Origin of the sequence: Blastococcus jejuensis (genome assembly GCF_039534705.1) — a bacterium.
Classification (GTDB): Bacteria; Actinomycetota; Actinomycetes; order Mycobacteriales; family Geodermatophilaceae; genus Blastococcus_B; species Blastococcus_B jejuensis.
The window spans coordinates 152,634-178,871 of record NZ_BAAAVV010000003.1 but is presented as its reverse complement, the minus strand read 5'-3'; the positions used below and the strand labels follow the sequence as shown (position 1 = coordinate 178,871).

The following is a 26,238-nucleotide window of genomic DNA, read 5'->3' as shown; positions in this document are numbered from 1 at the left end:
CAGGTCGGCCGAGGCATGGCGGTTCTGCTGCTCGTCTTCGGCCTGGTGCTCGCCTCCCCGAGGGCCGTGCTCGCTGACGAGGAGGAGTCCGACCGGGCCAGCGTCCTCGTGCTGCAGTCGGTGGCGCTCATCGCCAACGGCGCGCCGGTCGACGCCGTGATCGAGCGCGTAGAGGATGCGTTGGCCGCGCCGGACAAGTCGGGCACCGACCTGGCGCTGGTGGAACGAGCCCTACGCGTCATCCAGGCGACACCAGGCGGGGCCGGCCTCGACCGGGCGCAAGAACTGCTCGTCGACGCCGTCGACATTCGCTTCGCCACCGGATACGGCGACGTCCCCCGGCCGGGTGAGGTCAGCCACGGGGAGCCCCCGTACGCCACCGGGGCCGAGACGGGAATGACAGCGGTGCTGGACGATTTCTCGCCAGCGCGCGGGATTTCCGACGGCGGTGATGTGGTGCTCCTCGTTCTCGCGGCCGTGTCGATTGGCGTCGGTTCGATCCTCGCCCACCGGTGGCGTCCGCCCGACTCCATTCGCCGGCTACGGCGCGACGTCGCACTGTCGGAGGGCTCCAGATGAACACGGGGACCACGACTCCGGCGGGAGCGGGGGCTACTGCGCGGCGTCGCAGCCGCTTCCGCCGGGTTCTGGACGCGGTCGACGAGCGGATGGGCATTTCGGCCTTGCAGTACGAGGTGCCGGAGCACGCCAACAATCTGAGTTGGAGCCTGGGCGCGCTGACGGCGATCGGCTTCTTCATCCTGGTCGCCAGCGGCATCTACATCGCGCAGTGGTACCACCCCATGCCGGAGGTGGCGAACCAGTCCATTCGGGAACTCATGACCGGTGTCTGGCTCGGGTCGTTCGCCCGGGGCCTCCACTTCTGGGCCGCGCAGGCGATGGTCGTCCTGGCCCTTCTGCACATGTTCCGGGTCTTCCTCCACGCCTCCTACAAGCGCCCGCGGGAGGGGAATTGGATCGTCGGTTCCCTGATGCTGCTCCTGGCCTACCTCGCCGTGTTCACCGGCACGGTCCTGAAGTGGGACCAAGAAGGCTTCGAGGCGCTGATGCACAACCTGGACGTCGCCGAGCTGATGGGAGGGCTCGGTGTCTGGTTCGGCACCGACCTGGCGGCGCAGGTGCCCATCGTCGTCCGCCTGTACACGGCGCACGTGGCCGTCATCCCCGGGCTGATCTTTGCGCTTTTCGTCCTGCACGCCCTCCTGGTGAAGCGGCACAGGATCTCGGAGCATCCCGCGATCCCGCATCCCGAGCGCGAGCATCCCGCTCCGTTCACTGCCCACCTCAGGAGGGCGACCGCCTACGGCCTGGTACTCCTCGGTGGTTTGGGCGTTCTGGCCGTGCTGGTCCCCCCGGTGCTCGGGCCGACCCCGGTGGAGGGGATCGAGACCACCCGACCGCTGTGGATGTTCTGGTGGTTCTTCCCCTTCGAGCAGTGGTTCGGGATCAGTTCGGTAGGGCTCGCCATCGCCGCCATCTTCGGATTGATCATCCTGGTGCCGTTGCTGGATCGCAGTCCCCGTCGCCGGTGGCAGGAGAGAAAGGTGACGATGGGCATCGCCGCTCTTCTGGTGCTCATCCTGGTAGCCATCAGCGTCTACGTGTGGATCAACAACCCGAACGGGCACTGATGAGACGGTCCGTCCCCCCGGCACGGCTGGCTCGCCGCTGGTTCTGGACGCTCCTGGCGGCTGGCGTCCTGGCGGCCGGCGTCCTGTCCGTGGCGCTTCGGGCCCGTCCAGGCCCGAGCGCCGGCCTGGCGGTTCTCGGCTCCGGGCTGGTGCTGATCCTCGCGACCTCGCAGGCGGCGCGCATCCTCATCGCCCTCAAAGAAGCGGGGCGGCGAATGCGCCCTGAGGTGGCGGGCCCTCTGTCGTCAGGCGACCGGGCTGAGCGGTCGCGTGCTGAATCATCTCGTGACAGGCGCGCGGAAGGCACCGCCCATCGTGCGAGCAATCGGCCAGGGTCTGCCGGATCTGTGGCCGGCAGTGGAAGTGGCGACTGCGCTTGAACGGGCCGCGCTGCTCGCGTGCCGGCCTACCGCGTCTCCCGCGTGGCACTCCTGTGCCCGGCCAGCTCGCCCATCTGCCGTCGGTACGCCCCAGCATCGATGGTGCCCTCGAACAACTGGCGGGTGAGGGTGGCCTCCCGCTCCTCTGCGTGGGTCTCCAGGGATGCCCCGCTGGCGAGCGGCGGCTCAGGCGAGAACCGCCACGGGGAGCGCAGACTGCTGGCTGTGGCCATGTCTCGCCACAGACGGCTCAGGTCCAGTCGGGCCGGGTCCACGTCGTCGCGCGCCGATCGGCTCGCTGCGCGGTCGTCCGGGCGTTGGCTCGCGGATGTCCGCCGCACGTGCCGGTAGTAGGTGACGTACAGCCCCACGACGAACAGGACCACTACCAGACTGGCGGCCATGTCGGAGCTCCTTCATCGGTAGCGTGGCCGGACGGATGGCGTGAGTCGCTTCGCCGCACGGGTTGCTTGTCCCGGCCCTGCCGGCCCATCAGGGGCGTCTCCGCAGGGACCGGCTGTTCTCTCGGCACCCATCCGCAGCGAGACGGGCGCCGAGGGTCATCGGGAGTCCTTGCCGTGCGTGCCCGTCATCATCAGGGCCATCATGGCCGTGCACAGGACTGCGACGACCAGGAAGCCGGGACCGGCCACGCCGGTGGCGACGAGGGCCACGGCGATCACCAGCATGGGGATGCAACAGGCGATCATCATCCAGCCGTGGCCGCCGTGACCAGATGCGCCGCCGTGACCAGGTGCGCCGCCGTGCGCATGCTCGGCCGGCTGATGCGCAGGTTCGGTGCGCCGTCCAGGAGTGGTCACGACCGCCTCCCGAGAGCCTTGGGCGTGTAGCCCAGTTTGGCGTAGAGCGGGCAGTGGCCCGTCGCCCCGGTGACAGCCAAATCCAGGCCGGCAGCGATGAGCAGGACCTCCAGTACCACGGCCACCACGGATCCTGCGGCGGTCAGCAGGACGATGCCGGCGACGATCGCCGCGAGGCCCGCGACGATGCGGGCCACCCGCTCGGTAGTGGTGATGTTGATGGTCCGCCAAGCAGGCGACCGGTGCGGCGCAGTTTCCACGGTCATGACCGCACCACCGGACGTCCCGCCCCCCGAAGGGTGGCGAGCCGACTGGCGTACTCCGCGTCATCGATCTCCCCGCGGGCAAATCGCTCGCTGAGCAGGCGCTCCGGTCCCGGAGAGTCAGTCGCGCGAGGCTGATCGGTGCGGCCCAGTCCGCGGACGAGGTAGACGGTCAGGCCGATCACCAAGGCCCAAAACGCGACCATCCCGAGTGTCATCCCGACCCACCCCCAGGCGCTGAGGTCGTGGTCAGTCCAGAACATCACGGCAATCCCTCCTTCAGCTCGCCGGTCCGCTCGGGGGCTTTCCCCCCGCCGTTGACGACCGGACGACTACTACTGTCGACCCGTAGTTGCGCATCGGGCAGGGCCCTGCGACTCCCGTCCGGCGACGAAGGTCACTACCCGTGGGGGGTATAAGGCGATACGCCGCTGCTGGCCTCGTTGCGCTGGTGGTGATCGCCGAGACCGGCGCGGACATCGATGTCTCAGTTCTGATCCCGCATCTGGCCTCCCGGACCGGAATCCTCCGTCGGTTCCGCCCGCCGAGGAAAGGTCGGTGTGGCTGGGGCCGGTCGTGGCCTCCGCGATCCCGTGGCGAGGTGGCGACTGCCGTGACGGGTGCCGGGGTCGTCCTTCATGCGGCCGGCGGACTCGGTGCCCCTGGGCGGAGCGAGGGCCCCAGAGCCTCGCTTCGGAGCCCGAGATGCACCGGCATCTCGCTAACGCACTCCAGCAGGCCACCAGGGGGCAGCCGGTCGAGGGGGCGGCCCTCCAGCCCGGTGATCTCGTCTACTTCTACAGCCCGGTGAGCCACATCGGCATCTACATCGGGGTGGCCAGATGGTCCATGCCTCCACCTTCGGAGAGCCGGTGAAGGTCGGCAGCGTCGACATGGCCGGCTACGCAGGGGCCCGCCGGATCGTCTGAGCGAGACGCCTGGCGAGTGGCCCGGCGCGACTGCGCCGCGCGCAGATGGGTACTAGAGCACGTAGTACCGTGAGTCCGGGAGGGGGTGGGCATGCCGGCTCGGCGATGGTGGATCGTGGTGGTCTTGGCCGCTGTCTTCTCGATGCACGGTGTCCTACTGGTCCCCTCCAGCGGCGGCAACGACGATGCCGGATCGGTAGCCGACCAGCACGCGATGGCCGCCTCCGACGACTCGGGCCCCGTTACCGGCCTCGCGAGCGCGGGCGGCTCGGGGCCGTCGGCCGACATCGCGGCTGGGTCGGAGAAGCCGATGCCCACCGATGACCCCGGCCACGGCGTCGGGATGCACATCTGGTCGCTCTGCCTGGCGATCCTCGCCGGGCTGGCCCTTGTCGGCGCGCTCGTGCTCACCCGGCGGGTCGCGGCCGCCCTCGACGGTGCCGTGGCGCCCCGCCCGCGTGGTGTCGGGCGCTGGTTCAGGGTCCCTCGACCGCCGGACCTCGCCTCACTCTGCCTCCTGCGGATCTAGGCCGATCGCTCGGACCCCGCCAGCTCAGCCGCTGGCAGGGGTCAGACGGCACGCCTACCCACCGAAGATCAGGAGACCGCACATGACCACCAGCTCCACTCGATTTGCACGTATCGCCGTCGGCGTCGTCGCCGGCGCCGTCCTCCTTGCCGGTTGTTCCGGCGGAAGCGACAGCTCGACTGCGGCCAGCGCCACGGCCGACGGTGGCACCGCCGCCGAGAACGAGGCGTTCAACAATGCCGACGTGACCTTCGTCCAAGCCATGATCCCGCACCACCGTGGAGCACTTGCCATGGCGCAGCTGGCTGACGGCCGGGCCGAGGACTCCAGCGTCATCGAACTGGCCGGCCGCATCGAGGCGGCCCAGCAGCCGGAGATCGAAACAATGACGGGGTGGCTCGAGGAATGGGGGGAGCCACTGCCCGACGAGTCCGACACCGGCATGGGCGGCATGGATCACGGCTCCGATGACGGCGGCATGGACATGGGTGGAATGTCCGGGGAGGACTTGACCATGCTGGAATCCGCCTCGGGCGCCGAGTTCGATCGGATGTTCCTGGAGCTGATGATCAGGCATCACCGCGGCGCCGTGGACATGGCCCAGACCGAGATCGACGCCGGCTCCTACCCCGACGCGGTGGCTCTGGCCGAAGACATCGTCGAGTCGCAGACTGCCGAGATCGAGGAGATGCAGACGCTGCTCAGCGAGCTCGGCGGCTGACCTGCCGCCGGGGTGGCGCTGCCGCGCACTCGGCAGCGCCACCCCGGTCGTCGTCCGCGTCCCTTCGTCATCACGGCACGGAGCCCTCATGCCCTGCGCTGCCCCCCGCAAGAAGCGCCTCATCGTCAGGTGCGTTCTCGCGCTCGCCACTGCCGCCCTTCTCGCCACCGGGTGCTCGTCCACCGACGTCGACCAGACGAAGCCCGGCGACCGCTACGAGTTCACCGGCGCCACCCCGGCCGGTCAGGTCGTTCCCACGTCCGGCCGGGCCCCAGCGCCTCCGTTCGAGGGTGAGCTTTTGGACGGTAGTCCGTTCGACTCCGAATCCCTGGACGGCGACGTGGCCGTGATCAACTTCTGGGGGTCGTGGTGCGCGCCTTGCCGCGTCGAGACTCCCGACCTGCAGGCCGTCTACGCGGACGTCCGGAACCAGGGCGTGCAGTTCCTCGGCGTCGACGTGAAGGATCAGCGGCAACTGGCCACCGCCTTCATGGCCGCCGTCGGCGCGGAGTACCCGTCATTGTTCGACCCGCGTGGCGAGGTCGCGTTGGCGTTCCGTGGGTTCCCGGCCAACGTGGTGCCCTCCACGATCCTGCTGGACCGGGGCGGCAGAGTGGCTGCGGTGTACACCGGCGCAGTCACCCAGGACAACCTGCGCGCGGCCCTCGCCATCCTGCTGCGGGAGCCCGGCGCATGAGCGCGCTGGGTGAGGCTCTTGCCGCCGTCGTCACCGACGGGTCTCTGCTGCTCGCCTTCGGCGTGGCCGCGCTGGTCGGGCTGATCAGCTTCGCCTCGCCTTGCTGCCTACCTCTGGTGCCGGGCTACGTCAGTTACATCGCCGGACTGGCCGGGGCCGATGTGGCCACCGAGGAAGTTCGGTCGGCGCAGGCCATCTCTTCCGCTCCTGAGGTCGCTGCGTCGGAGGGTGCGGCGCGGTCGAGATCGGCAGCGGTCGCGACCCGGCGCACGGGGTCGGGAAGACGACGACTCCTCGTGGGCTCGCTGCTCTTCGTCGCTGGGTTCAGCGCCGTGTTCATCTCCTTCGGCGCGCTGTTCGGAGGGCTCGGGCGGCTGCTGCTGGAGTGGGCGCCGGTCCTGACCCGCGTCGCGGGCGTGGTCACGATCCTGATGGGACTGGCCTTCCTGGGAGCGCTGCCCTGGCTGCAGCGCGAACGACGGCTGCGGCACCGCCCGACCGGTGGGCTGGCCGGCGCCCCGATCCTCGGCATCGTCTTCGGGCTGGGCTGGACACCGTGTCTGGGGCCGACCCTCGCCGCGGTCAACACACTGGCCTACACCGAGGCGTCGGCGATGCGTGGAGCGATCCTGGGCCTGGGCTACTGCCTGGGCCTCGGGATCCCGTTCGTCGGCATCGCACTGGGGGCCCGGCGGGCGCTGAGCTTCTCGGTATGGGCGCGCCGGCACGCCGCGAATGTCATGCGGATCGGGGGGAGCCTGTTGGTCGTGCTGGGTGTCCTGCTGGTGACCGGGCTGTGGGACGGACTGATGATCTGGCTGCGAGCGTGGCTCGCCGCCACGGGGTTGGGGAGCTCATTCTTGTGAGGGACATTCGCGTGAACGCGCGGTTCCGAAGGTCGGGGATGGACCGGGCGGTGGTCTCGGTTGCGGTCGCGCTCGTGGCAGTAGTGCTCACCGGTTGTGGCTCCACCGATCCCGACACGGCTGCGTCAGCCGCGAGCACCGCGCCCGCCGGGGTGATGCCCGCGTCGCACATCCACGGCGTCGGGATCGACCCTGCGGGCGGGACCCGCCTGCTGGCGACGCACGACGGCCTGTTCGTGGTCGGAGAGGACGGTGTTTCGACCCGGATCGGGCCCGCGATCGACCTCATGGGCTTCGCGGTGGCCGGTCCCGGGCACTTCCTCGCCTCCGGTCATCCCGGGCCAGGCGTCGATCTACCGCAGCCCGTCGGACTGATCGAGTCCACCGACGGGGGCCGCACCTGGGATCCGCTCTCCCGGCAGGGTGAGTCTGATTTCCACGCGCTGGCCGTCAGTGACACCGGTGTCATCGCCTACGACGGCTCTCTGTGGCGCAGCCATGACGGTGCGGAGTGGGAACAGGTGGCGATCCCGTCGGCGCCGGCCACGCTGGCCGCCGCACCCGACGACATGCGTCTCCTGGCGACGACCCAGCAGGGCCTGTTGCAGTCGGCGGACGGTGGCCGGTCGTGGTCGCCGGTCGTCGGTGCGCCCCTCCTCCAGGTGGTCGACTGGTCGCCGCACGGGGACAGCGTGGCCGGCGTGGACCCGACAGGTGTGTTGTGGACGAGCGCGGACGGCGGGGCGACGTGGCAGGAGGGTCCGAACCTCGGCTCCGCTCCGCAGGCCCTGGACGTGAGTGGCTCCGGCGCCGCCGCACGCATCCTCGTCGTCACCACGGAAGCGTTGGTCGAGTCTCAGGACAACGGTCGGACCTTCGACATCGTCCTGGAGCACTGAGACGTGGGCGGACCGGCGTCCTGGCTTCCTGGTGCCCCACGGCTGACCGAAACTCGAGCACGTGCGACGGGACGACACCGGTGACGTTCCTCCCGTCCGTTCTCGGCGGTGCGCTGGTGGCGCTGATCCTCCGCGACATCTTTCACACGTTGTTCCACCCTGCGGGACAGGGAGGTTTGAGCCGCCTGATCCTTGTGGGCACCTGGCGCACCGCCAGGCGGCTCGGGGGGCCGAGGCGTCTCGCCGAGCTGGCCGGCCCCCTCGGCCTCGTCGCTGTGATCGCAGCCTGGTTCGGCGGTGTCGTGCTGGGCGGTGCCCTGGTCTACTGGCCGCACATGCCCGATGCCTTCTCCTACGCGGCGGGACTGCATCCCGCTGCGCGCGACGACTTCCTCGACGCCGTCTATCTCTCCCTGACCACGACCACCACGTTGGGATTCGGCGACATCGTCCCGACGGCGGGGTGGTTACGGGCCGCCGCACCGCTGCAGGCCATGATCGGGTTCACGCTGCTGACCGCGGCAGTTTCATGGGTGCTCCAGGTGTACCCGGCGCTCAATCGACGCCGGACCCTGGCGACCCGACTGACGGCACTGGAGAGGTCCGGCGTTCATGCCGCGCTGCGCGACGCCGACTCGCCAGTCGCGGCGTTGCTTCTGCAGGAACTGGCCGGCCGCGTGGCGCAGGCCCGCGTCGACCTCACGCAGTACGCGGAGACCTACTACTTCCGAGCGGAGGACCCCCGGTCGTCGTTGCCCGCGGCCTTGCCGTACGCCCTGGACCTGGCGGACATAGGCGAACGGTCGCAGCGCGGGGATCTGCGGTGGGCCGCTGCCACCTTGGCGTGTGCTCTCGCCGACCTGACGGAGTTGGTCGGCCGTCAGTTCCTGGGTATCGAAGGATCGGTCGAGGAGGTGCTCGCCGCTTATGCGGCGGATCACGGCGAGTCCGCGTTGCTCGAGCGCCACTCCGACGAGCCTGGTGACGTCGGCTGAGGATGGACCTGTGACCCGGCCGTCGGAAACGCTTGGCCGTACGCGTAACGGCCCAGCCAGGTGTTCCTCAGACCTGTAGCGCAGTAGCCGCTCGCCGTCATGCAGCCGTGCTGCCGAGACTTCCCTTGACGAAATACCGTAGGGGGGTATCCTGTGGGTGTCGCTTCGCGACGACGAACGAGCGGAGGGAAGCACCGTGGACATCGACGAACCCACAGGGCCGCACGGGTACATCCACCGCAAGGACGAATACCTCAAGCGGCTGCGCCGCATCGAAGGCCAAGCGCGTGGTCTGCAGCGGATGGTCGAGGACGAGAAGTACTGCATCGACATCCTCACCCAGGTCTCCGCGATGACGAAAGCCTTGCAGGCCGTCTCCCTCGGCCTGCTCGAGGAGCACCTGAGCCACTGCGTCGTCGAGGCCGCCAAGATCGGAGGCCGCGAGGCCGACGAGAAGGTGCGCGAGGCCTCCGAGGCGATCGCGCGACTGGTCCGCTCCTGAGGAAGTAGCCCGGCCCCCAGCCGCACGAACTGTCTCGTCAGTTCGGAATCACCGGAACACCCCCCGTTGAAAGGACACCCCTGACATGAGCACGTCCACCTACACCGTCGTCGGCATGACCTGCGGGCACTGCGTCAACTCCGTGACCGAGGAAGTCACCCAGGTCCCCGGCGTCACCGACGTCGCCGTGGACCTCGCCACGGGCGGTCTCACCGTCACCAGCGAGTCCGACGTGGACGACGCCGCCGTGCGCGCCGCCGTCGAGGAAGCGGGCTACGAAGTGGCGGCGCCCGCCAGCCAGTCGTCGACTGGACAGGGGTCCGGGTGCGGGTGCGGATGCAAGTGACGGCATTCTGCCCCGGGGGAGGCCGGCCGCGCGAGGGGATCTGAGGTGAACACTCAGACGAGGGTCGCCGCCTATCTGGTGGGCCTCGCTGTCGTCTTCGCTGCCGCTATCGGGATTGGCGGCGCCGTCGGACCTGCCGGTGACCGGACCCACTCACCGGCACAGCCAGAAGTCAGCCACGGCGGCATGTACAGCAACGGCAACGCCGGCAGCTGACCGGGCCGCCCCGGGTGCTACCCGCGGGGGGGCGCGCCCCGCATGTGCGCAACCATCGATCTTGACGGGAGGGCCAGTGAACTCCGCCACGAACAACACGACATCGTCGACCCCGGCCGATGGTGACCAGGTCGAGCTCGCGATCGGTGGCATGACGTGCGCGTCGTGCGCCATGCGGATCGAGAAGCGGCTCAACAAGCTTGACGGCGTCACCGCCACGGTCAACTACGCCACCGAGAAGGCCCGGGTCACCTACGGCGACGGTGTCCGCCCGGAGGAGCTCCTGGCAGCGGTCGAGGCGGCCGGGTACACGGCGCGGCTGCCGGAGCCGCCGCGCGCAGCCGACTCGGTCGGGGACACGCAGGACGAGCACGACCCGGTGCGTCCGTTGAGACAGCGCCTGCTGATCTCGGCGGCGTTGACGGTTCCCGTGATCGCGATGGCGATGATCCCGGTGCTCCAGTTCACCTACTGGCAGTGGCTGTCCCTGACGCTGGCGGCCCCGGTTGTGGTGTGGGGCGCCTACCCGTTCCACCGGGCCGCGTGGACAAACCTGCGCCACGGCACCTCCACGATGGACACGCTGATCTCGATGGGCACTCTCGCCGCCTTCGGGTGGTCCCTGTACGCGCTGTTCCTCGGCACCGCAGGTATGCCCGGGATGACGCACCCTTTCGAGCTGACGATCGCGCAGACCGACGGCATGGCGAACATCTACCTGGAGGTCGCCGCCGGGGTCACCACGGCGATCCTGGCCGGTCGCTACTTCGAGGCGCGCTCCAAGCGGCAGGCCGGCGCCGCGCTGCGGGCCCTGCTGGAGCTGGGCGCCAAGGACGTCTCTGTCCTGCGTGACGGGCGCGAGGAGCGGATCCCGGTGGACCGGCTCAGCGTCGGTGACCTGTTCGTCATCCGCCCGGGGGAGAAAATTGCCACCGACGGCGTAATCACCGAGGGTTCCTCCGCGGTCGACGCCTCGATGCTCACGGGGGAGTCCGTACCGGTCGAGGTCGCGCCCGGGGACGACGTGGTCGGCGCCACCGTCAACGCGGGCGGGCGTCTCGTCGCGCGCGCCACCCGGATCGGCTCGGACACCCAGCTGGCGCAGATGGCCAAGCTCGTCGAGGACGCGCAGAACGGCAAGGCAGAGGTGCAGCGGCTGGCCGACCGGGTCTCCGGCATCTTCGTGCCGATCGTCATCGCGCTGGCCGTGGCAACCCTCGGGTTCTGGATCGGCACCGGAGCCGGGGTCGCGGCGGCCTTCACCGCGACGGTCGCCGTGCTGATCATCGCCTGCCCGTGCGCACTCGGCCTGGCCACACCCACCGCGTTGATGGTCGGCACCGGACGAGGCGCCCAGCTCGGCATCCTGATCAAGGGTCCCGAGGTACTGGAGTCCACCCGCAAGGTCGACACCGTCGTGCTGGACAAGACCGGCACCGTGACCACGGGCCGGATGACCCTGCTCGACGTGGTGGCTGCGGAAGGTGAGAACACCGAACAGCTGATGCGGCTGGCCGGAGCCCTGGAGGACGCCTCCGAGCACCCGATTGCCCAGGCCATCGCCCGCGGAGCAGGTGAGCGCGTCGGCGTCCTCCCGCCGGTGGAGGGCTTCGCGAACATCGAGGGCCTGGGCGTGCAGGGCGTCGTCGAGGGTCACGCGGTGCTGGTCGGCCGTACCCGGTTGCTGGCGGAGTGGTCCCAGCAGCTGCCGGCTGACCTGGAACGGGCCAAGGCCGCTGCTGAGGCCGAGGGCAAGACGGCCGTGGTCGTCGGCTGGGACGGCGTCGCCCGGGGTGTGCTCGTCGTGGCCGACGCGATCAAGGAGACCTCCGCGGAGGCCATCCGGCAGCTGCGCGACCTGGGGCTGACCCCGGTCCTGCTGACCGGTGACAACGAGACGGTCGCCCGCTCGGTCGCCGCCCAGGTCGGCATCACCGAGGTCATCGCCGAAGTCCTCCCGCAAGAGAAGGTCGACGTCGTCAAGCGTCTCCAGGGCGAGGGCAGGGTCGTCGCCATGGTCGGGGACGGCGTGAACGACGCCGCCGCCCTCGCGCAGGCCGACCTCGGTCTGGCCATGGGAACCGGCACCGACGTGGCCATCGAGGCCAGCGACCTGACGCTCGTCCGTGGCGACCTGCGAGCTGCCGCTGACGCGATCCGACTGTCCCGGAAGACGTTGACCACGATCAAGGGAAACCTCTTCTGGGCCTTCGCCTACAACGTGGCTGCCCTTCCCCTGGCCGCGGCAGGCTTGCTCAACCCGCTGCTGGCCGGGGCGGCGATGGCGTTCTCGTCGGTGTTCGTCGTCTCCAACAGCCTGCGACTTCGCCGCTTCACGACCCTGACCCCGCAGGCCACGGGCGGCCGGCCTGCGGTGCGCCGTGTCCCGCCGGTGCAGAGCCGGTCATCGGCGACCTGAGCGACATCGGGACGTACGGCTGAGCCGCCGGCTCCCTGTGATGGGGTCGGCGGTCCTGCGATCAGGACGCGACGACCGCAGGGGCACAACGTCCCTGAGGGCAGGCCCTCCGGCCCCCTGCCGGGTGCCACTCCAACTCCTAGATTCGGTAGTACAGCCCCCGCGGGAGCGGGCTGCACACCGTCGAGGAGGGTGTCCGATGAGTCTGGGCAGACGACTCAGCCTGATCTTCAAGGCAAAGGCGAGTAGGGCCCTCGACCGAGCCGAGGACCCGCGGGAGACGTTGGACTACTCCTATCAGCGGCAGATGGAGATGCTGCAGCAGGTTCGGCGTGGTCTGGCCGACGTGGCGACCAGCCGCAAGCGCGTGGAGTTGCAGAGCCAGCAGGTCGATGCCACCGCAGCGAAGCTGCAGCATCAAGCCGCGGCAGCGTTGGCCGCCGGACGGGAGGACTTAGCCCGTGAGGCGCTGACCCGGCGCTCGGCGCTGCAGCAGCAGTCGGCCGATCTGGCGCAGCAGCAGGACTCGTTGCAGGCCGAGCAGGACAAGCTCGACGTCGCCGCCCAACGCCTGCAGACGAAGGTCGAGGCGTTCCGGATCCGCAAGGAGACGATCAAGGCCAGCTACACCGCGGCCGAAGCGCAGACGCGGGTCGGCGAGGCGGTGTCGGGGATCAGCGAGGAGATGAGCGACGTCGGCCTGGCCATGCAGCGCGCCGAGGACAAGACGGCACAGCTACAGGCCCGCGCCGGAGCCATCGACGAGTTGCTGGCCTCGGGCGCGCTTGAGGACGCCACCGGGTCCACCAAGGACGACATCCAGGTCGAGCTCGAGCGGATGTCCTCGTCTTCGACCGTCGAGGCGGAATTGGCGCGTCTGAAGTCCGCGCTCCCCGCCGGCGGCGGACAGCCGGCCGCGCTGGCCCCGGGACCGACTGCGCCGAAGGAGCTCAGATCATGATCGTGCGCATCATGGGGGAGGGGCAGCTGCGTCTGGGGGACGACCATCTCGCGGAGCTGAACGAACTCGACGACGCTCTGACCGATGCGGTGAACGCCGATGACGAGTCCCGTTTCGAACTGTGCCTGACTGAACTGATCACGCGGGTTCGCTCCCTCGGCACAGGGGTTCCCGACGACTACCTGGGCGCGTCGGACCTCATCCTTCCCGGCCCGACCAGCAGCCTCACCGAGGTGCGTGACCTCCTCGGTGAGGAGGGGCTGATTCCTGGCTGATGAGATGAAGAGCCGTTTCAGGCCGGACCGAGGTCTTACGACCCGCATGCTGGTCACGACGTTCCTGCTGGGCCTGCTCTACGTGGTCTTCGCGGCGGTGCTTCTCGCCCTGTTGAAGAGCGCGGTCTGGGCCGTGGTGATTGCCGGCGGATTGCTCTTCGTGCAGTACTGGTTTTCCGACCGCGTGGCGCTTTTCGCCATGGGCGGCCGGGCGGTGACCCGCGAGGAGGCACCCGAGCTGCACGGAGTCGTCGACAGACTGTGTGCCTTGGCGGACATGCCCAAGCCGGTGGTGGCGATCGCGGACGTCGACGTGCCCAATGCCTTCGCCACCGGGAGGAGTCAGAAGCGGGCCGTGCTCTGTGCCACGACCGGCCTTCTTCGGCGACTCGACGGTGACGAGCTGGAGGGCGTCCTCGCCCATGAGCTCTCGCACGTCGCCCACCGGGACGTCGCCGTCATGACGATCGCCTCGTTCCTGGGGGTGCTGGCCGGCCTTCTCACCCGCATCGGTCTGTACGCGGGCTTCTACGGCGGCTTCGGTCGTGGACGCAACCGGGACGGCGACAACACTGCCCTGATGTTCCTGGTCGTCGTGCTCGTCTCCGCGGTCGTCTACGCCCTGTCCTTCCTGCTCACCCGGGCCCTGTCCCGGTATCGCGAATTGTCGGCCGACCGGTCCGGGGCGGTGCTCACCGGCCGGCCCTCGGCCCTGGCCTCGGCATTGACGAAGGTCAGCGGCAGCATCGCGCAGATCCCGACGACGGACCTGCGGCGGGCCGAGCCGTTCAACGCGTTCTTCTTCGTGCCGGCTCTCGCGCCGGGCTTCAGCCTGACGTCGCTGTTCTCCTCGCACCCGCCGCTCGAGCAGCGGCTGACTCAGCTGGCCGTCCTCTCGCGCGAGCTGGGCCAGGCGGTGTGACGCCAGTGGGCTTCCTGGACGCATTCCTCGGCCGGTCGAAGCCGGCGCCGCCCGACCTCGACCAGCTGTTCGGGTTGCCCGCGGCGGCGATCAGCCTTCAGGCGAGCACCGGCTTCCGGCCGACCGGGGTGGGTTCGGTGTGCTTCAAGGCCGCCGAGGGCGGGGGGTTCACCGGCCTCCAGGAGCAGGTGGAAGCACTGCTGGCCCTCGGCCAGGGCAAATACCGGAAGGAACGCGATTCCTTCGGCTTCACCTGGCTGATCCGCAGTACGCCACCCGATGACATCGGTGGCCTGGTCACGGATCTGCACGTCGTCAACAGCAGTCTCGCCGACGCCGGGTTCGGGTCCGCGCTCCTGTGCACCGTCATCGCGTTCACCGACGGAGCGCAGCCCCTCGGCCTGGTCTACCTGTACAAACGTGGCAGCTGGTACCCGTTCGCCCCGTCCGGCCCGGACCGCCGGAACTCGACCGTCGAACTACAGGTCAGGGCCGTGATCGAGGATGACCTACGCATCGAGAGCGATTTGAGCCGCTGGTTCCCTGTGTACGGGGCGCCAGGACTGTGAGGCGTGCCCTTCCGCTCCGGAGAGCGGAAGGGCACGCCTCGGGCCGCTGCGGCAGCGAACGAATTCCCGTCGTGAGCTTCCGATCACTGCTGGGACCATGTCCACGGGCTCCCAGCGGATCATCCGCAGGCAGCGCCATCCCATCCCGCTGCGCCGCGGTGCATACCGGGGTTGTGGGTCCCGGAGAACCCCATGTCCTGCGCGCACGTCCGGACGTGCTGGCCGAACGTGCCGGCGGAGGCGGGTGCCGCGTTGGCTGCCGAGGGCATCAGAAGCAGCAGTCCCGCAGTGACCGTGGTGACAGCGAAAGCATGGCGAATTCTCATCGTTACTCCTGTGGGCGAGGTTGATCCGCACGGCTCGGGGCCGTGGCGATTGTCTTACTGGCGGTTTTGCCCGTACCGGTGCACCCTCCGTCGGCTCGACGTCTCCGGGAGGCGGCATCCGTGCTCACGACCGCACCGTTGGGCGCTCACCGCCGCGCAGCACGGTCAGACGGTCGTGGTACTCGGTCTCGTCGATCTCGCCGAGGGCGAACCGCTGAGCGAGCAACTGCTCCGGCCCGGGCGGCCCAGAGGTATCGGTGCGCTGGTCACGCGTGTTGAGGCTGCGGACCGTCCACACGACGCCGCCGATGAGCAGCCCCCAGAAGGCGACCATGCCGATTGTCATCCCGACCCAGCCCCACGTGCTGAGGTTGTGGTCGAACCAGAACGTCACTGTCGGTCTCCTCTCGCCGCCCGGCCCCTAGGGATCACTGTCGCGCCGCCGGGCCGTCAGTACGATCATGCGTAGTAGACGGTCGTCGCGGGCAGGGACATGGGACACGACGGATGCGACGAAGGTCCCTGCCCATCCCCGGTATTCACCGGATAGCCATAGAGCACGCCCGGCGGCAGGGCGGGGCAGCAGCCGCCATGGTCGGGGGCGCGGGCGGGCGCCTTGCCGCGGGGGATGGACCGTGGTCCGCTATGGGGGGTAGTACTTATCGGGGTCGGCTTAGGCGTGGCTTCGTCGAGATGGTGGGGCGGTGAGCAGCCCACCGGCACGGCACGAATGCGGGCGGCGTGAACCGTTGCGGCCCGACAGGCTTACCGGTAGGGCAGAACGCTCGACGGAGCGGGACCAGGACCTCGGAGGGAAATTGTGGCGGAAAGCCCAGCGACGGCGGTCATCGAGGCGTCCGGCCTGTACCGGGCAACGTCCAAGGCCGTCGTTGAGGCCACGTTGTCTCGCCGGCCTGGGGTGGTGAACGTCGAGGCCAACCCGGTATCGCAGACGGCAACGGTCACCTACGACCCTGCCGTGACGAGTGTGGCCCAGCTCACCGAATGGGTGAGGGAATGCGGCTACCACTGCGCTGGTCGATCGGTACCTGATCACGTCTGCGACCCGATGACGGAGCCGGTGGCGGTGCACCAGCATGCCGATCACGCCGGGCACGGCGCCGCGGGACCGGCGACCGGCGCGGTAGTACCCCCGGGGGCACAGCGCGGAACTGCGCACGCAGGTCTGGACCACGTCGGGCATGACGAGGCCAAGGGCGAGGCGGTTGCCCGGGCCCCGCAGGACGTCATGGGCCACGGCGGCCACGGCGCGGGGATGTCGATGGACGACATGGTCCGCGACATGCGCAATCGCTTCCTGGTGGCGGCGCTCCTGTCGATCCCGATCCTGCTGTGGTCCCCGATCGGGCGTGACGTCCTGGGCTTCACGGCGGCCGCGCCGTTCGGGATGCGCGACGACGTCTTCTCGTTGCTGCTGTCGCTGCCGGTGATCTTCTACTCGTCCTGGATCTTCTTCGACGGCGCCTACCGAGCCCTGCGGGCCCGCACGCTGGACATGATGGTGCTGGTCGCCGTCGCCGTCGGGGCGGGCTGGTTGTACAGCGTCGTCATCACCCTGACAGGTGGCGGTGAGGTCTTCTACGAAGCCGCGACCGTGCTGGCCTCCTTCGTCCTTCTCGGCCACTGGTTCGAGATGCGCGCCCGGGGTGGCGCGAACGAGGCCATCCGGACGCTGCTCGAACTGGCCCCTCCGATGGCGGTCGTGCTACGAGACGGACAGGAGACGGAGGTGCCGACCGCCGAGGTGGAGGTCGGAGATCTCCTGCTCGTCCGACCAGGCGCGAAGATCCCCGTGGACGGCGTCGTCGAGGACGGCATCTCCGAGGTGGACGAGTCAATGGTCACCGGGGAGAGCTTGCCGGTGTCGAAGGGCGCGGGGGCCGAGGTCATCGGCGCCTCGATCAACACAACCGGGACGATGCGGGTTCGGGCCACCAAGGTCGGCTCCGACACGGCGCTTGCGCAGATCGTCGCGATGGTGCAGGAGGCGCAGAACTCCAAGGCGCCCGGTCAGCGGCTGGCCGACAGGGCGGCGTTCTGGCTGGTCTTCGTCGCCCTGATCGGCGGCACCGGGACGTTCCTCGTGTGGTATCTGATCGCCGGTGTCGACGTGTCGGTCGCCATCCTGTTCGCGATCACCGTCGTGGTGATCACCTGTCCCGATGCCCTGGGGCTGGCCACTCCCACGGCCATCATGGTCGGCACCGGTCTGGGTGCCCAGCGTGGAGTGTTGTTCAAGAACGCCACAGCGCTGGAGACCTCAGCCCGTATCGACGCGGTGGTGATGGACAAGACCGGCACCCTGACGAAGGGGGAGCCGGAGGTGACCGATGTCGTGGTCGACGGCATCGATGAGGAGCAACTGCTCGCATTGACCGCCGCCGTGGAGCGCGAGTCCGAGCACCCACTCGCCGCGGCGGTCGTTCGGTATGCCGCTGAACGGGGCCTGGCACCGCTGGCGGCGCGCGACTTCCGCAACGTTCCCGGCCACGGTGCGGGGGCGGAGGTTGCGGGGCGACGGGTGCTCGTGGGTAATCGCAAGCTGATGGCGGATCAGGGCATCGACCTCGGGCCCCTGGCCGGCCGCCGCGACGAGCTCGCGGCCTCCGGGCGCACGGCCGTGCTCGTCGCCGTCGACAACCGCGTGGCGGGTGTGATCGCGCTGGCCGACGCAGCCCGGGAGACCTCGGCCGCGGCCGTTGCCGCCTTGCACGACCTGGGTGTCGAGGTCGTCATGCTCAGCGGCGACAACGAGGCGACCGCCCGCCGCATCGCCGGGCAGCTCGGCATCGACACGGTCATTGCCGAAGTCCTTCCCGGTGACAAAGCGACGAAGATCTCCGAGCTCCAGCGGGCGGGCAAGCGGGTCGCCATGGTGGGGGACGGTGTCAATGACGCGCCGGCACTGGCCCAGGCCGATCTGGGTATCGCGATCGGTGCCGGCACTGACGTGGCCATCGAGACGGCGGACGTCGTCCTCATGCGCTCGGATCCTCTCGACGTGCCGACCGCCTTGCAGATCGGCCGCGGGACCCTGCGCAAGATGCGGCAGAACCTCGCCTGGGCCGTGGGCTACAACGTGATTGCCCTCCCGATCGCCGCGGGGGTTTTCGAACCGGCGTTCGGACTGGTCCTGCGTCCGGAGATCGCAGCGCTGTCGATGTCGGGCTCCAGCCTCATCGTGGCGGTCAATGCGTTGCTGCTGAAGCGTCTGAAACTGCCCCGACCCACGGTGCCGACGGCGACTTCGACCGACCGGACGTCTGGAGTTCCGGTCGGGCGGCATTGAGCGAATCCGCATCGGGGAGCGCGGTTCCAGGATCAAGCGGAGGTGGGTAGGGCATGGCACAGACCCTGGCGACGGAGACCGCCCCCGAGGCGAGACCCCTGAGCGAAGACGAGCTGGAACGCATCCATGCCTGGTGGCGGGCGGCCAACTACCTTTCGGTCGGCCAGATCTACCTCATGGGCAACCCGCTGCTCCGGGAGCCGCTGCGCCCAGAGCACGTCAAACCGCGCTTGCTGGGGCACTGGGGTACCACGCCCGGGCTGAACTTCATCTACGCCCACCTCAACCGCGTCATCGTCGATCGGGACATGAACGCCATGTACGTGATGGGCCCCGGACACGGTGGCCCTGGCCCCGTCGCGGCGGCCTGGCTGGAGGGCACCTATAGCGAGGTCTATCCAGAGATCACGCAGGACGAGGCGGGGATGCGGCGGTTGTTCACCCAGTTCTCCTTCCCCGGCGGCATCCCCAGCCACGTCGCCCCGGAGACACCGGGCTCCATCCACGAGGGCGGCGAGCTCGGGTATGCGCTGTCCCACGCCTACGGCGCGGCGTTCGACAACCCCGACCTGATCGTGACCGCGGTGGTGGGTGACGGCGAGGCCGAGACCGGCCCGCTGGCCGCCAGTTGGCACAGCAACAAGTTCCTGGACCCGGCCAGGGACGGCGCCGTGCTGCCGATCCTGCACCTGAACGGCTACAAGATCGCCAGCCCGACCGTGCTCGCCCGGATCCCGCGCGAGGAGCTGCTGGACCTGCTGAGGGGATACGGGTACGCCCCTCACGTCGTGGAGGGCTCGGAGCCCGGGGTGATGCATCGGGAGTTCGCCGCCACGCTGGACCGGTGCCTGAACGAGATCGCCGCGATCCAGCGGCGGGCCCGTGCCGACGGCGACACCGCGCGGCCGCGCTGGCCGATGATCGTCTTGATCTCACCGAAGGGCTGGACCGGGCCGAAGCAAGTGGACGGGCTGCCCGTGGAGGGATCGTTCCGGTCCCACCAGGTCCCGTTCGCCAACGCCCGCGGCGACGAGGGGCACCGGAAGATCCTCGAGGAGTGGCTGCGCAGCTACCGCCCCGAGGAACTATTCGACGCCGATGGCGCCCCGGTGCCCGCCGTCCGGGACCTGCACCCGGCGGGGGACCGGCGGATGAGCGCCAACCCGCACGCCAATGGGGGCCAGTTGCTGCAGGACATGCGGATGCCGGACTTCCGTGACTACGCCGTCGCTGTCCCGGAGCCGGGCACCGGCGCGGTCGAGTCCACCCGGGTGCTCGGGACGTTCCTCCGCGACATCATGGCCGAGAACATGTCGGCCTTCCGGGTCTTCGCCCCCGACGAGAACAACTCCAACCGGCTCGGCGCCGTCCTGGAGGTCACCGACCGGGCGTGGGCGGCAGAGCGGCTGCCGGGCGACGACCACCTGGCGCCCGACGGGCGGGTCATGGAGATCCTGTCCGAGCACACCTGCCAGGGCTGGCTGGAGGGCTACCTGCTCACCGGCCGGCACGGGTTCTTCTCCTGCTACGAGGCGTTCATCCACATCGTCGACTCGATGTTCAACCAGCACGCCAAGTGGCTGAAGGTGACCAACGGCATCCCGTGGCGGCGGCCGATCGCCTCACTGAACTACCTGCTCACCTCGCACGTGTGGCGGCAGGACCACAACGGCTTCTCCCACCAGGACCCGGGCTTCATCGACCACGTCGTCAACAAGAAGGCCGACGTCATCCGGGTCTACCTGCCGCCGGACGCGAACACGCTGCTGTCGGTCGCCGACCACTGCCTGCGCAGCCGCCAGTACGTGAACGTGATCGTGGCGGGCAAGCAGCCGCAGCTGCAGTACCTCAGCATGCAGGACGCCATCGTCCACTGCACGAAGGGCATCGGCATCTGGTCCTGGGCCAGCACCGACGACGGGGCCGAACCCGACGTCGTCATGGCCTGCGCCGGCGATGTGCCGACCATGGAGACCCTCGCCGCGGTCGAGATCCTCCGCGGCTACTTCCCTGATCTGCGGATCCGGGTGGTCAACGTGGTCGACCTGATGCGGCTGCAGGACGACCGGGAGCACCCACACGGGCTCTCCGACGCCGCGTTCGACTCCCTGTTCACGGTCGACCGGCCGATCATCTTCGCCTACCACGGCTACCCGTGGCTGATCCACCGGCTGACCTACCGGCGCACCAACCATGACAACGTCCACGTTCGCGGATACGTCGAGGAAGGCACGACGACAACCCCCTTCGACATCTGCGTGATGAACCGGATCGACCGGTACAACCTGGCCATCGACGTGCTCGACCGCGTCCCGCGGCTCCAGGCGATCTCCGGCCACGTGCGTGACCGGCTTCGCGACAAGCTGATCGAGCACCGCCAATACATCCGCACCCACGGGGAGGACCTGCCGGAGATCCGCAACTGGCAGTGGTCGGCAGGCAGCGGTCCGCGCGCGACCGGTGGCAACGAGCCTCTGCGCGAACCGCAGTGATGCCTCCTGCTGCCGTAGCCCTGGTCCGCCCGACTGCCAGGCAGCGATGAATCGACCGGGCAGGGCATGGCCGGACGGGGTGCGGGAAGACGACGGGGCACGGGCTGTTCGCCGCGTGGCACCGATGGGGGCCGCGCCACCGTACGGGGGAGTGGTCCTCGACGGGGATGCGGTGCTGGTGGGCGCCCCAGGCCGGGAGCGCCTATCGGCGGGCGCATCGGATCTCGTCCGCAGACTGCGCACCAGCGGCGTACGAGTCGCGCTGAAGGTGGGCGGGCGGCACGTCGACGGGCCATGGGTGGCAGAACTCGTCAGCCTCGGCGTGGTTGTGGGCGACGGCGCCGTCGCCGAGGCAGCCGAGTTGACAGACCTACCGCCGGCACAGGTAGCCGTCCTGAGCGGGTCCGCGGTCGGCGTCCGAGATGCCCGGAGCGCCGCTGTCGGCCTCGTCGTCGGCATCGATCGCAACGGCCAACGAGCAGATCTCGAGGCAGCGGGCGCGGACCTGGTCTTCGATGACGTCGGCGAGGTCGATCTCGGCGTCATGCGGACCGACCCGTGGGTGTTGGCTTACGAGGGATTCGATCCGGCGCACGAGGGGCACCGGGAGGCGCTCACCACCCTGGGGAATGGCTACCTCGGAACCCGGGGGGCTGCACCAGAACGCACGGCCGACGGGGTGCACTACCCGGGCTGCTATCTGGCGGGGATCTACAACCGACTGACGAGCCAGGTTCAGGGACGCGAGGTCGAGGACGAGCACCTGGTCAACGCCCCCAACTGGCTGCCGCTGGACCTGCGCATCGAGGATGGCCCATGGTGGTCCGAAGGGGGACTGAGTGCCCGGCGGGAGCGCCGTGAGCTCGACCTGCGCACGGGTGTGCTGACTCGCCGCGTCACCTTGGCAGACCAGGCCGGTCGCCGTGTGGACCTCACCCAGCGGCGGTTGGTGTCGATGGCCCGACCGCACATGACCGCGCTCGAGACCACGGTCGTGCCCCGTGGCTGGACCGGTTGCTTGGCCGTACGTTCGGGCATCGACGCGTCGGTGCGGAACGCCGGCGTCGCGGAGTTCGCCCAGCTGTCCGATCGGCATCTCGGTCACGTCACGGGTCGGCACCTGGAGCCCGACGTCCTGCTGGTGGAAGCGGTGACCACGACCAGTGAGGTCACCATTGCCACGGCTGCCCGCACGGTGGTCACGGGTGCGGCGGGCCCCGTGAGGCGGCGCTTGGAGGCGCTTCCGGAGGGGTACTACGGCCACCGCCTCGATGTCCTCGCTGCTGACGAGAGGCCGGTCCTCGTCGACAAGACCGTTGCCGTGGTGACCTCCCGGGACCCAGCGATCGCCAGCCCGGGCCTCGCCGCGTTGGACCAGCTCGGGCGGTCCCCTTCCGGAGTCGCCGGTCTCCTCGACGAACACGAACAGGCGTGGGCTCGGCTCTGGCGGAGCTTCCACGTGGATCTGGCTGCCGGCCGGGATGAGCAGCTCGTGCTCAACCTGCATCTCTTCCACCTGCTCCAGTGCACCTCGCCGCACACGGCTGAACTCGATGCGGGAGTGACCGCCCGAGGTCTGCACGGGGAGGGCTACCGCGGCCATGTCTTCTGGGACGAGCTGTTCGTCCTCCCGCTTCTCACCCTCCACCTCCCCGCGGTCGCCCGCGCCTTGCTCGACTACCGATGGCGGCGGCTGGGTGCCGCTCGGCAGGCCGCCGCGGGCGCCGGTCAGGTAGGCGCGCTGTTTCCCTGGCAGAGCGGCAGCGACGGCCGCGAGGAGACCCCCGCACAGTTGTTCAACATGAAGTCCGGACGGTGGATGCCGGACAACTCGCGCCGCCAGCGCCACGTCGGACTGGCGGTCGCCCACAACGCGTGGCGGTACTACCAGGCGACCGCCGACACCGCCTGGCTCGTCGAACGTGGCGCTGAACTCATCATCGAGGTCACGCGGCTCTTCGCCGGCCTGGCCAGCCACGATTCCACCCATGACCGATTCCACATCGGTGACGTAATGGGTCCCGACGAGTACCACGACGGTTACCCGGGCGCAGCCGGTGGTGGTGTGCGCGACAACGCCTACACGAATGTCCTGGTTGCCTGGGTCTGCCGGCGCGCACTGGACACGCTGACCGTCCTGTCAGGCCATGACTGCGACGACCTGCGGGCCCGCCTGCAGGTCGAGCCGGAGGAGGAGAGTCGCTGGGAGCACATGAGCCGCCGAATGGCTGTGCCCTTCCATGCCGACGGCGTCATCAGCCAGTTCGCCGGGTACGAAGAGCTCGAGGAGCTGGACTGGGATCGCTACCGGGCGACGTACGACAACATCGGACGACTTGACCTGATCCTCGAGGCCGAGGGTGACACCACCAACCGCTACAAGTTGGCCAAGCAGGCCGACGTGCTCATGCTGGTCTACGTGCTGGGAGCCGACGAACTCCAGTTCCAACTCGGCGCACTGGGGTACCCCCTGGCGCCGGACGTCCTCGGGCGGACCGTCGACTACTACCTCCTCCGCACTGCGCACGGCTCCACCCTCAGTCGTGTCGTTCACGCCTCCGTGCTGGCAAGCATCGATCCTGGCCGGGCATGGGCCACGTTCCGCGAGGCACTTGTCGCCGACCTGGATGACACGCAAGGGGGGACGACGAAGGAAGGAATTCATCTGGGCGCCATGGCCGGCACCGCGGACATCGTCGGCCGGGCCTTCGCCGGGCTCCGGATCGGACCTGACGCCTTGGTGTTCGAACCGCGCTTGCCCGCCGAACTGCGCCAAGCGCGCTTCCAGATCCTGTTCCGAGGGCAGCGCATCGACGTGACGCTTGACCAGGCACGGTTGCAGCTATCCGCTCACCCCTGCGCCACCGCCGCACCGGTGAACATCCAGGTGGCCGGGACGCGTACGACCCTCGGAGGGGGCGAGACACTGGCTTTCGACCTTCCGGCGGGCCTGTCGGCGAACGCGCCGGCGAGGCCGGCAGCTGGGGTCGCACGCGGGACACCGGAGACGTAGCGAGGACGGCACTTCCGCTTCCGACGTACGGCGCTTTACGCTCCTCCGGGGTGTCCGTCGACGGGGAGCAGCAGGGTGGCCAGCAGGTCCAGCAGGGCGGCCGTCATCGGGCCATAGCCGCGACCGCCGGGGATCGCGCGCGTGTCCCCGATGGACGTCGACCGGCGGTCGCCTTCTGCATGTAGCTCGGCCAGCGGAATCTCGGCAACAGCCTCCATCTCCGCAAGATTGGTCGCACCCGGATAGGCCGGGTCGGTCGACCAGGCGAGTACCGGCGTCACAAGGAACCCACGGTCGACCAGCGCGTGGGGAGGCAGCAGTCCGATGACGTGCACGCTCGCTGGGTCCAATCCTGTCTCCTCCCGTGCCTCCCGCAGCGCAGTCTCCAGCGGGCTGGCGTCACCGGCGTCGGCTGCTCCCCCCGGAAACACCATCTGCCCCGGAAAGTCGGCGAGATCCGCGGTTCGTTGCGTCAGCAAGACCTGCGGACCGCCTGGACGGTCGATGAGGACTACGAGCACCGCCGCGTTGCGCAAAGTCACCGTCGGTTCCGACCTCATGTCCGAGGTCCACGCACAGGTCTCCGCCGTCAGCGTCGACACCCATCGGGGAGGGATGGGCGCTGTTGCAGCTCGATGGTGCGGTCCCCGTGAGGCGTCACGCACTGCCGATCCCGCGGGGCAGGGCCGCCATTTCAGCTCGCCGGAACCCACCTGCAGCACGGAAATGCCCGGCGCAGGGTCGGCAGCGGGCACCCAGCGGGTCAACTGGCCGAAGCCCGGGTGGCCGACGAGAACCCGCGCCGGCCGTCTTGCGGTGGGGTCTCCAGGGCGGGACCACTGCGCCGGGTTGTTGGCAACGACGACCAATGCCTGGTTGTCGCCGACCAGCTGAGCAACGGGCCCTGCGAAGGGCACCAATGTCTCGCTCATCGCAGGCACCAGGATCAGGTTGGCGCCGGCTTCGGACAGGGCCTGTACGGCACGCGGGTTCAGGAGATCGCGGCAGATCGCGATCGCCAGATGCCATCCGTCCGCGGTCACGTAGATCCGTTGCTCGGGCCAGCCATGAGGCTGGATGTCCTCGTGCACCGGCCGGTCGGCGGGGGAGTGCTTGTCGTGCAACAGGGGGCGCTCATGGCCGCGCACCCACGCAACGGCGGTGTTGAGACGCCGACCGGCAGCATGATCCGTCCCGGCCCTCATAGGGACCTGGTGGTGGTAGCTACCAGCGACCAGCAGCCGCGGCCCGCCAGGCCGACGAACCCAGTCGTGCAACTCCCAGGCCAGCGCCTCGTCGACGCACAATTCGGGGAGAAGCGCGATCGAGGCCCCCTCGGCAACTGCGGTCGCGAGCAGGGAGTCGATTGTCCGCCGTTGGAGCTCCGGTGCGGCGGGTCGGACCGGAAAGGACCGTTGCCGGTGGCCCCGCGGGAGGTCGATCTCATCCAGGCTGGCATTGGGATGGCAGGTCGCGACAACGGTGTCCGAGGAGATCAGACCGGACAACGTGTCAACCAGTGAGTAGTCGAACACCACGCGGAATTGTGTTGCCCATTCACCCGCCAACCGCACGTGACGGGTCTCGTCCAGGCGATGGGCGAGCCGCCATGGGGGCGTGGTGGGGGCCAAGGCAGTCATCCGACGCAGGTCAGGACTGTCCAGCGGAATCGGATCCCCCACGCTCGGCTGGTACGGGCTGCGCCGGCGGAACGACGCGAAGACGGTGTGGCCGTAGCGGTCGTCGAGCAGCTCGGCCAGCGCGCGGGCGACGACGACTACGGGGGTGTCGGAGACTGGCTGGAGGGCGTCGGCCAACGCGTCGCGCACATCGCCGGTGAGGTGGTCCGCGAGGCCCGGCGGCGGGAGAAGCGCGGACAGTTCACCCAGCATCCTGTCGACCCGGCCGCAACAGGCGGGATCGTCCATACGCGACCACAGGACGGGATGCTCGTCGCGACACAACCGCAGCAGATGGGTGATCGTGACCAGTGGTTCCCGCTCGTTCAGAACGAGTGTCCGAAGAGCCGCCAGCCGATCGGCGGGCGTCGTCAGCCCTGCCACGCAGGGCGGAGTGGGTTCTGATAGATCCCCGCGGGCGTCGGGCTCGGAGAGGGGGCGGTCGGGTTCAGCGGC

Annotated in this window: 23 protein-coding genes; 18 read left to right on the top strand and 5 right to left on the bottom strand. The window is 69.4% G+C overall.

Annotated features, from left to right (window positions below; all coding sequences use genetic code 11):
• Positions 1 to 15: 15 nt before the first annotated feature.
• Positions 16 to 579, top strand: coding sequence for a hypothetical protein (locus tag ABD644_RS07930; protein WP_344688217.1), 564 nt, complete (start codon positions 16 to 18; stop codon positions 577 to 579).
• The gene (locus tag ABD644_RS07925) at positions 576 to 1,652 is read left to right on the top strand and encodes a cytochrome b N-terminal domain-containing protein (protein ID WP_344688216.1); all 1,077 of its coding nucleotides are present in this window, start codon (positions 576 to 578) and stop codon (positions 1,650 to 1,652) included. The genes ABD644_RS07930 and ABD644_RS07925 overlap by 4 nt, the downstream gene beginning before the upstream one ends.
• Before the next feature lie 406 nt (positions 1,653 to 2,058).
• On the opposite strand, the gene ABD644_RS07920 is transcribed toward ABD644_RS07925, so the two are convergent.
• The 3 genes from ABD644_RS07920 to ABD644_RS07910 all read right to left on the bottom strand — a co-directional run bounded on the left by ABD644_RS07920 (position 2,059) and on the right by ABD644_RS07910 (position 3,119).
• Positions 2,059 to 2,436: a hypothetical protein gene (locus tag ABD644_RS07920; protein WP_344688215.1), complete on the bottom strand. Its 378-nt coding sequence runs from the start codon at positions 2,434 to 2,436 to the stop codon at positions 2,059 to 2,061.
• A gap of 156 nt (positions 2,437 to 2,592) precedes the next feature.
• Positions 2,593 to 2,853: a hypothetical protein gene (locus ABD644_RS07915; RefSeq protein WP_344688214.1), complete on the bottom strand. Its 261-nt coding sequence runs from the start codon at positions 2,851 to 2,853 to the stop codon at positions 2,593 to 2,595.
• A complete protein-coding gene (locus tag ABD644_RS07910; RefSeq protein ID WP_344688213.1) occupies positions 2,850 to 3,119 on the bottom strand; it encodes a YgaP family membrane protein in 270 nt (89 codons plus the stop codon). The genes ABD644_RS07915 and ABD644_RS07910 overlap by 4 nt, the downstream gene beginning before the upstream one ends.
• Before the next feature lie 1,017 nt (positions 3,120 to 4,136).
• Between ABD644_RS07910 and ABD644_RS07905 the strand changes: the two genes are divergently transcribed.
• The 13 genes from ABD644_RS07905 to pspAB all read left to right on the top strand — a co-directional run bounded on the left by ABD644_RS07905 (position 4,137) and on the right by pspAB (position 14,962).
• On the top strand, positions 4,137 to 4,574 hold the full coding sequence (locus tag ABD644_RS07905) for a DUF6153 family protein (RefSeq protein ID WP_344688211.1): 438 nt from the start codon (positions 4,137 to 4,139) through the stop codon (positions 4,572 to 4,574).
• 82 nt (positions 4,575 to 4,656) lie between these two features.
• Positions 4,657 to 5,295 (top strand): DUF305 domain-containing protein, encoded by a 639-nt coding sequence (locus ABD644_RS07900; RefSeq protein ID WP_344688210.1) that lies wholly within the window; start codon positions 4,657 to 4,659, stop codon positions 5,293 to 5,295.
• Between the two features lie 88 nt (positions 5,296 to 5,383).
• Positions 5,384 to 5,992, top strand: a complete 609-nt coding sequence (locus tag ABD644_RS07895; protein ID WP_344688209.1) for a TlpA family protein disulfide reductase — start codon at positions 5,384 to 5,386, stop codon at positions 5,990 to 5,992.
• Positions 5,989 to 6,858 carry a cytochrome c biogenesis CcdA family protein gene (locus ABD644_RS07890; RefSeq protein ID WP_344688208.1) on the top strand — a complete coding sequence of 290 codons (870 nt, stop codon included), beginning with the start codon at positions 5,989 to 5,991 and terminating at the stop codon, positions 6,856 to 6,858. The genes ABD644_RS07895 and ABD644_RS07890 overlap by 4 nt, the downstream gene beginning before the upstream one ends.
• The gene (locus ABD644_RS07885; RefSeq protein WP_344688207.1) at positions 6,819 to 7,757 is read left to right on the top strand and encodes a F510_1955 family glycosylhydrolase; all 939 of its coding nucleotides are present in this window, start codon (positions 6,819 to 6,821) and stop codon (positions 7,755 to 7,757) included. Before ABD644_RS07890 ends, ABD644_RS07885 begins: the two co-directional genes overlap by 40 nt.
• Positions 7,758 to 7,837: 80 nt before the next feature.
• On the top strand, positions 7,838 to 8,752 hold the full coding sequence (locus ABD644_RS07880; RefSeq protein ID WP_344688206.1) for an ion channel: 915 nt from the start codon (positions 7,838 to 7,840) through the stop codon (positions 8,750 to 8,752).
• Between the two features lie 196 nt (positions 8,753 to 8,948).
• Positions 8,949 to 9,254: a metal-sensitive transcriptional regulator gene (locus tag ABD644_RS07875; protein WP_425547410.1), complete on the top strand. Its 306-nt coding sequence runs from the start codon at positions 8,949 to 8,951 to the stop codon at positions 9,252 to 9,254.
• An 85-nt stretch (positions 9,255 to 9,339) separates the two neighbouring features.
• A complete protein-coding gene (locus tag ABD644_RS07870; RefSeq protein WP_344688205.1) occupies positions 9,340 to 9,600 on the top strand; it encodes a heavy-metal-associated domain-containing protein in 261 nt (86 codons plus the stop codon).
• A gap of 292 nt (positions 9,601 to 9,892) precedes the next feature.
• Complete coding sequence (locus tag ABD644_RS07865; RefSeq protein ID WP_344688204.1) at positions 9,893 to 12,235, top strand: heavy metal translocating P-type ATPase; 2,343 nt, start codon at positions 9,893 to 9,895, stop codon at positions 12,233 to 12,235.
• 199 nt (positions 12,236 to 12,434) lie between these two features.
• Positions 12,435 to 13,196, top strand: a complete 762-nt coding sequence (locus ABD644_RS07860; protein WP_344688203.1) for a PspA/IM30 family protein — start codon at positions 12,435 to 12,437, stop codon at positions 13,194 to 13,196.
• Entirely contained in the window at positions 13,193 to 13,471 is a 279-nt protein-coding gene (gene pspAA / locus ABD644_RS07855) for a PspA-associated protein PspAA (RefSeq protein ID WP_344688202.1), read from the top strand. The genes ABD644_RS07860 and pspAA overlap by 4 nt, the downstream gene beginning before the upstream one ends.
• A gap of 4 nt (positions 13,472 to 13,475) precedes the next feature.
• On the top strand, positions 13,476 to 14,393 hold the full coding sequence (gene htpX / locus ABD644_RS07850) for a zinc metalloprotease HtpX (RefSeq protein WP_344688201.1): 918 nt from the start codon (positions 13,476 to 13,478) through the stop codon (positions 14,391 to 14,393).
• Positions 14,390 to 14,962, top strand: a complete 573-nt coding sequence (gene pspAB / locus ABD644_RS07845) for a PspA-associated protein PspAB (protein ID WP_344688200.1) — start codon at positions 14,390 to 14,392, stop codon at positions 14,960 to 14,962. Before htpX ends, pspAB begins: the two co-directional genes overlap by 4 nt.
• A gap of 450 nt (positions 14,963 to 15,412) precedes the next feature.
• On the opposite strand, the gene ABD644_RS07840 is transcribed toward pspAB, so the two are convergent.
• A complete protein-coding gene (locus ABD644_RS07840; RefSeq protein WP_344688199.1) occupies positions 15,413 to 15,682 on the bottom strand; it encodes an SHOCT domain-containing protein in 270 nt (89 codons plus the stop codon).
• 426 nt (positions 15,683 to 16,108) lie between these two features.
• Between ABD644_RS07840 and ABD644_RS07835 the strand changes: the two genes are divergently transcribed.
• The 3 genes from ABD644_RS07835 to ABD644_RS07825 all read left to right on the top strand — a co-directional run bounded on the left by ABD644_RS07835 (position 16,109) and on the right by ABD644_RS07825 (position 24,103).
• Positions 16,109 to 18,598 (top strand): heavy metal translocating P-type ATPase, encoded by a 2,490-nt coding sequence (locus ABD644_RS07835; RefSeq protein WP_344688198.1) that lies wholly within the window; start codon positions 16,109 to 16,111, stop codon positions 18,596 to 18,598.
• Between the two features lie 53 nt (positions 18,599 to 18,651).
• The gene (locus ABD644_RS07830) at positions 18,652 to 21,090 is read left to right on the top strand and encodes a phosphoketolase family protein (protein ID WP_344688197.1); all 2,439 of its coding nucleotides are present in this window, start codon (positions 18,652 to 18,654) and stop codon (positions 21,088 to 21,090) included.
• A 151-nt stretch (positions 21,091 to 21,241) separates the two neighbouring features.
• Entirely contained in the window at positions 21,242 to 24,103 is a 2,862-nt protein-coding gene (locus tag ABD644_RS07825) for a glycosyl hydrolase family 65 domain-containing protein (protein WP_344688195.1), read from the top strand.
• Positions 24,104 to 24,138: 35 nt separating this feature from the next.
• On the opposite strand, the gene ABD644_RS07820 is transcribed toward ABD644_RS07825, so the two are convergent.
• Positions 24,139 to 26,166 carry an NUDIX domain-containing protein gene (locus ABD644_RS07820; RefSeq protein ID WP_344688194.1) on the bottom strand — a complete coding sequence of 676 codons (2,028 nt, stop codon included), beginning with the start codon at positions 26,164 to 26,166 and terminating at the stop codon, positions 24,139 to 24,141.
• Positions 26,167 to 26,238 lie beyond the last annotated feature (72 nt).

Excerpts from the sequence above, each read along its gene's own strand:
- ABD644_RS07860 (WP_344688203.1), top strand. The coding sequence starts at position 12,435 with ATGAGTCTGGGCAGACGACTCAGCCTGATCTTCAAGGCAAAGGCGAGT.
- ABD644_RS07920 (WP_344688215.1), bottom strand. The coding sequence starts at position 2,436 with ATGGCCGCCAGTCTGGTAGTGGTCCTGTTCGTCGTGGGGCTGTACGTC.
- ABD644_RS07890 (WP_344688208.1), top strand. The coding sequence starts at position 5,989 with ATGAGCGCGCTGGGTGAGGCTCTTGCCGCCGTCGTCACCGACGGGTCT.
- htpX (WP_344688201.1), top strand. The coding sequence starts at position 13,476 with ATGAAGAGCCGTTTCAGGCCGGACCGAGGTCTTACGACCCGCATGCTG.
- ABD644_RS07870 (WP_344688205.1), top strand. The coding sequence starts at position 9,340 with ATGAGCACGTCCACCTACACCGTCGTCGGCATGACCTGCGGGCACTGC.
- ABD644_RS07930 (WP_344688217.1), top strand. The coding sequence starts at position 16 with ATGGCGGTTCTGCTGCTCGTCTTCGGCCTGGTGCTCGCCTCCCCGAGG.
- ABD644_RS07905 (WP_344688211.1), top strand. The coding sequence starts at position 4,137 with ATGCCGGCTCGGCGATGGTGGATCGTGGTGGTCTTGGCCGCTGTCTTC.
- ABD644_RS07830 (WP_344688197.1), top strand. The coding sequence starts at position 18,652 with ATGGCACAGACCCTGGCGACGGAGACCGCCCCCGAGGCGAGACCCCTG.
- ABD644_RS07925 (WP_344688216.1), top strand. The coding sequence starts at position 576 with ATGAACACGGGGACCACGACTCCGGCGGGAGCGGGGGCTACTGCGCGG.
- ABD644_RS07910 (WP_344688213.1), bottom strand. The coding sequence starts at position 3,119 with ATGACCGTGGAAACTGCGCCGCACCGGTCGCCTGCTTGGCGGACCATC.
- ABD644_RS07895 (WP_344688209.1), top strand. The coding sequence starts at position 5,384 with ATGCCCTGCGCTGCCCCCCGCAAGAAGCGCCTCATCGTCAGGTGCGTT.
- pspAA (WP_344688202.1), top strand. The coding sequence starts at position 13,193 with ATGATCGTGCGCATCATGGGGGAGGGGCAGCTGCGTCTGGGGGACGAC.
- ABD644_RS07900 (WP_344688210.1), top strand. The coding sequence starts at position 4,657 with ATGACCACCAGCTCCACTCGATTTGCACGTATCGCCGTCGGCGTCGTC.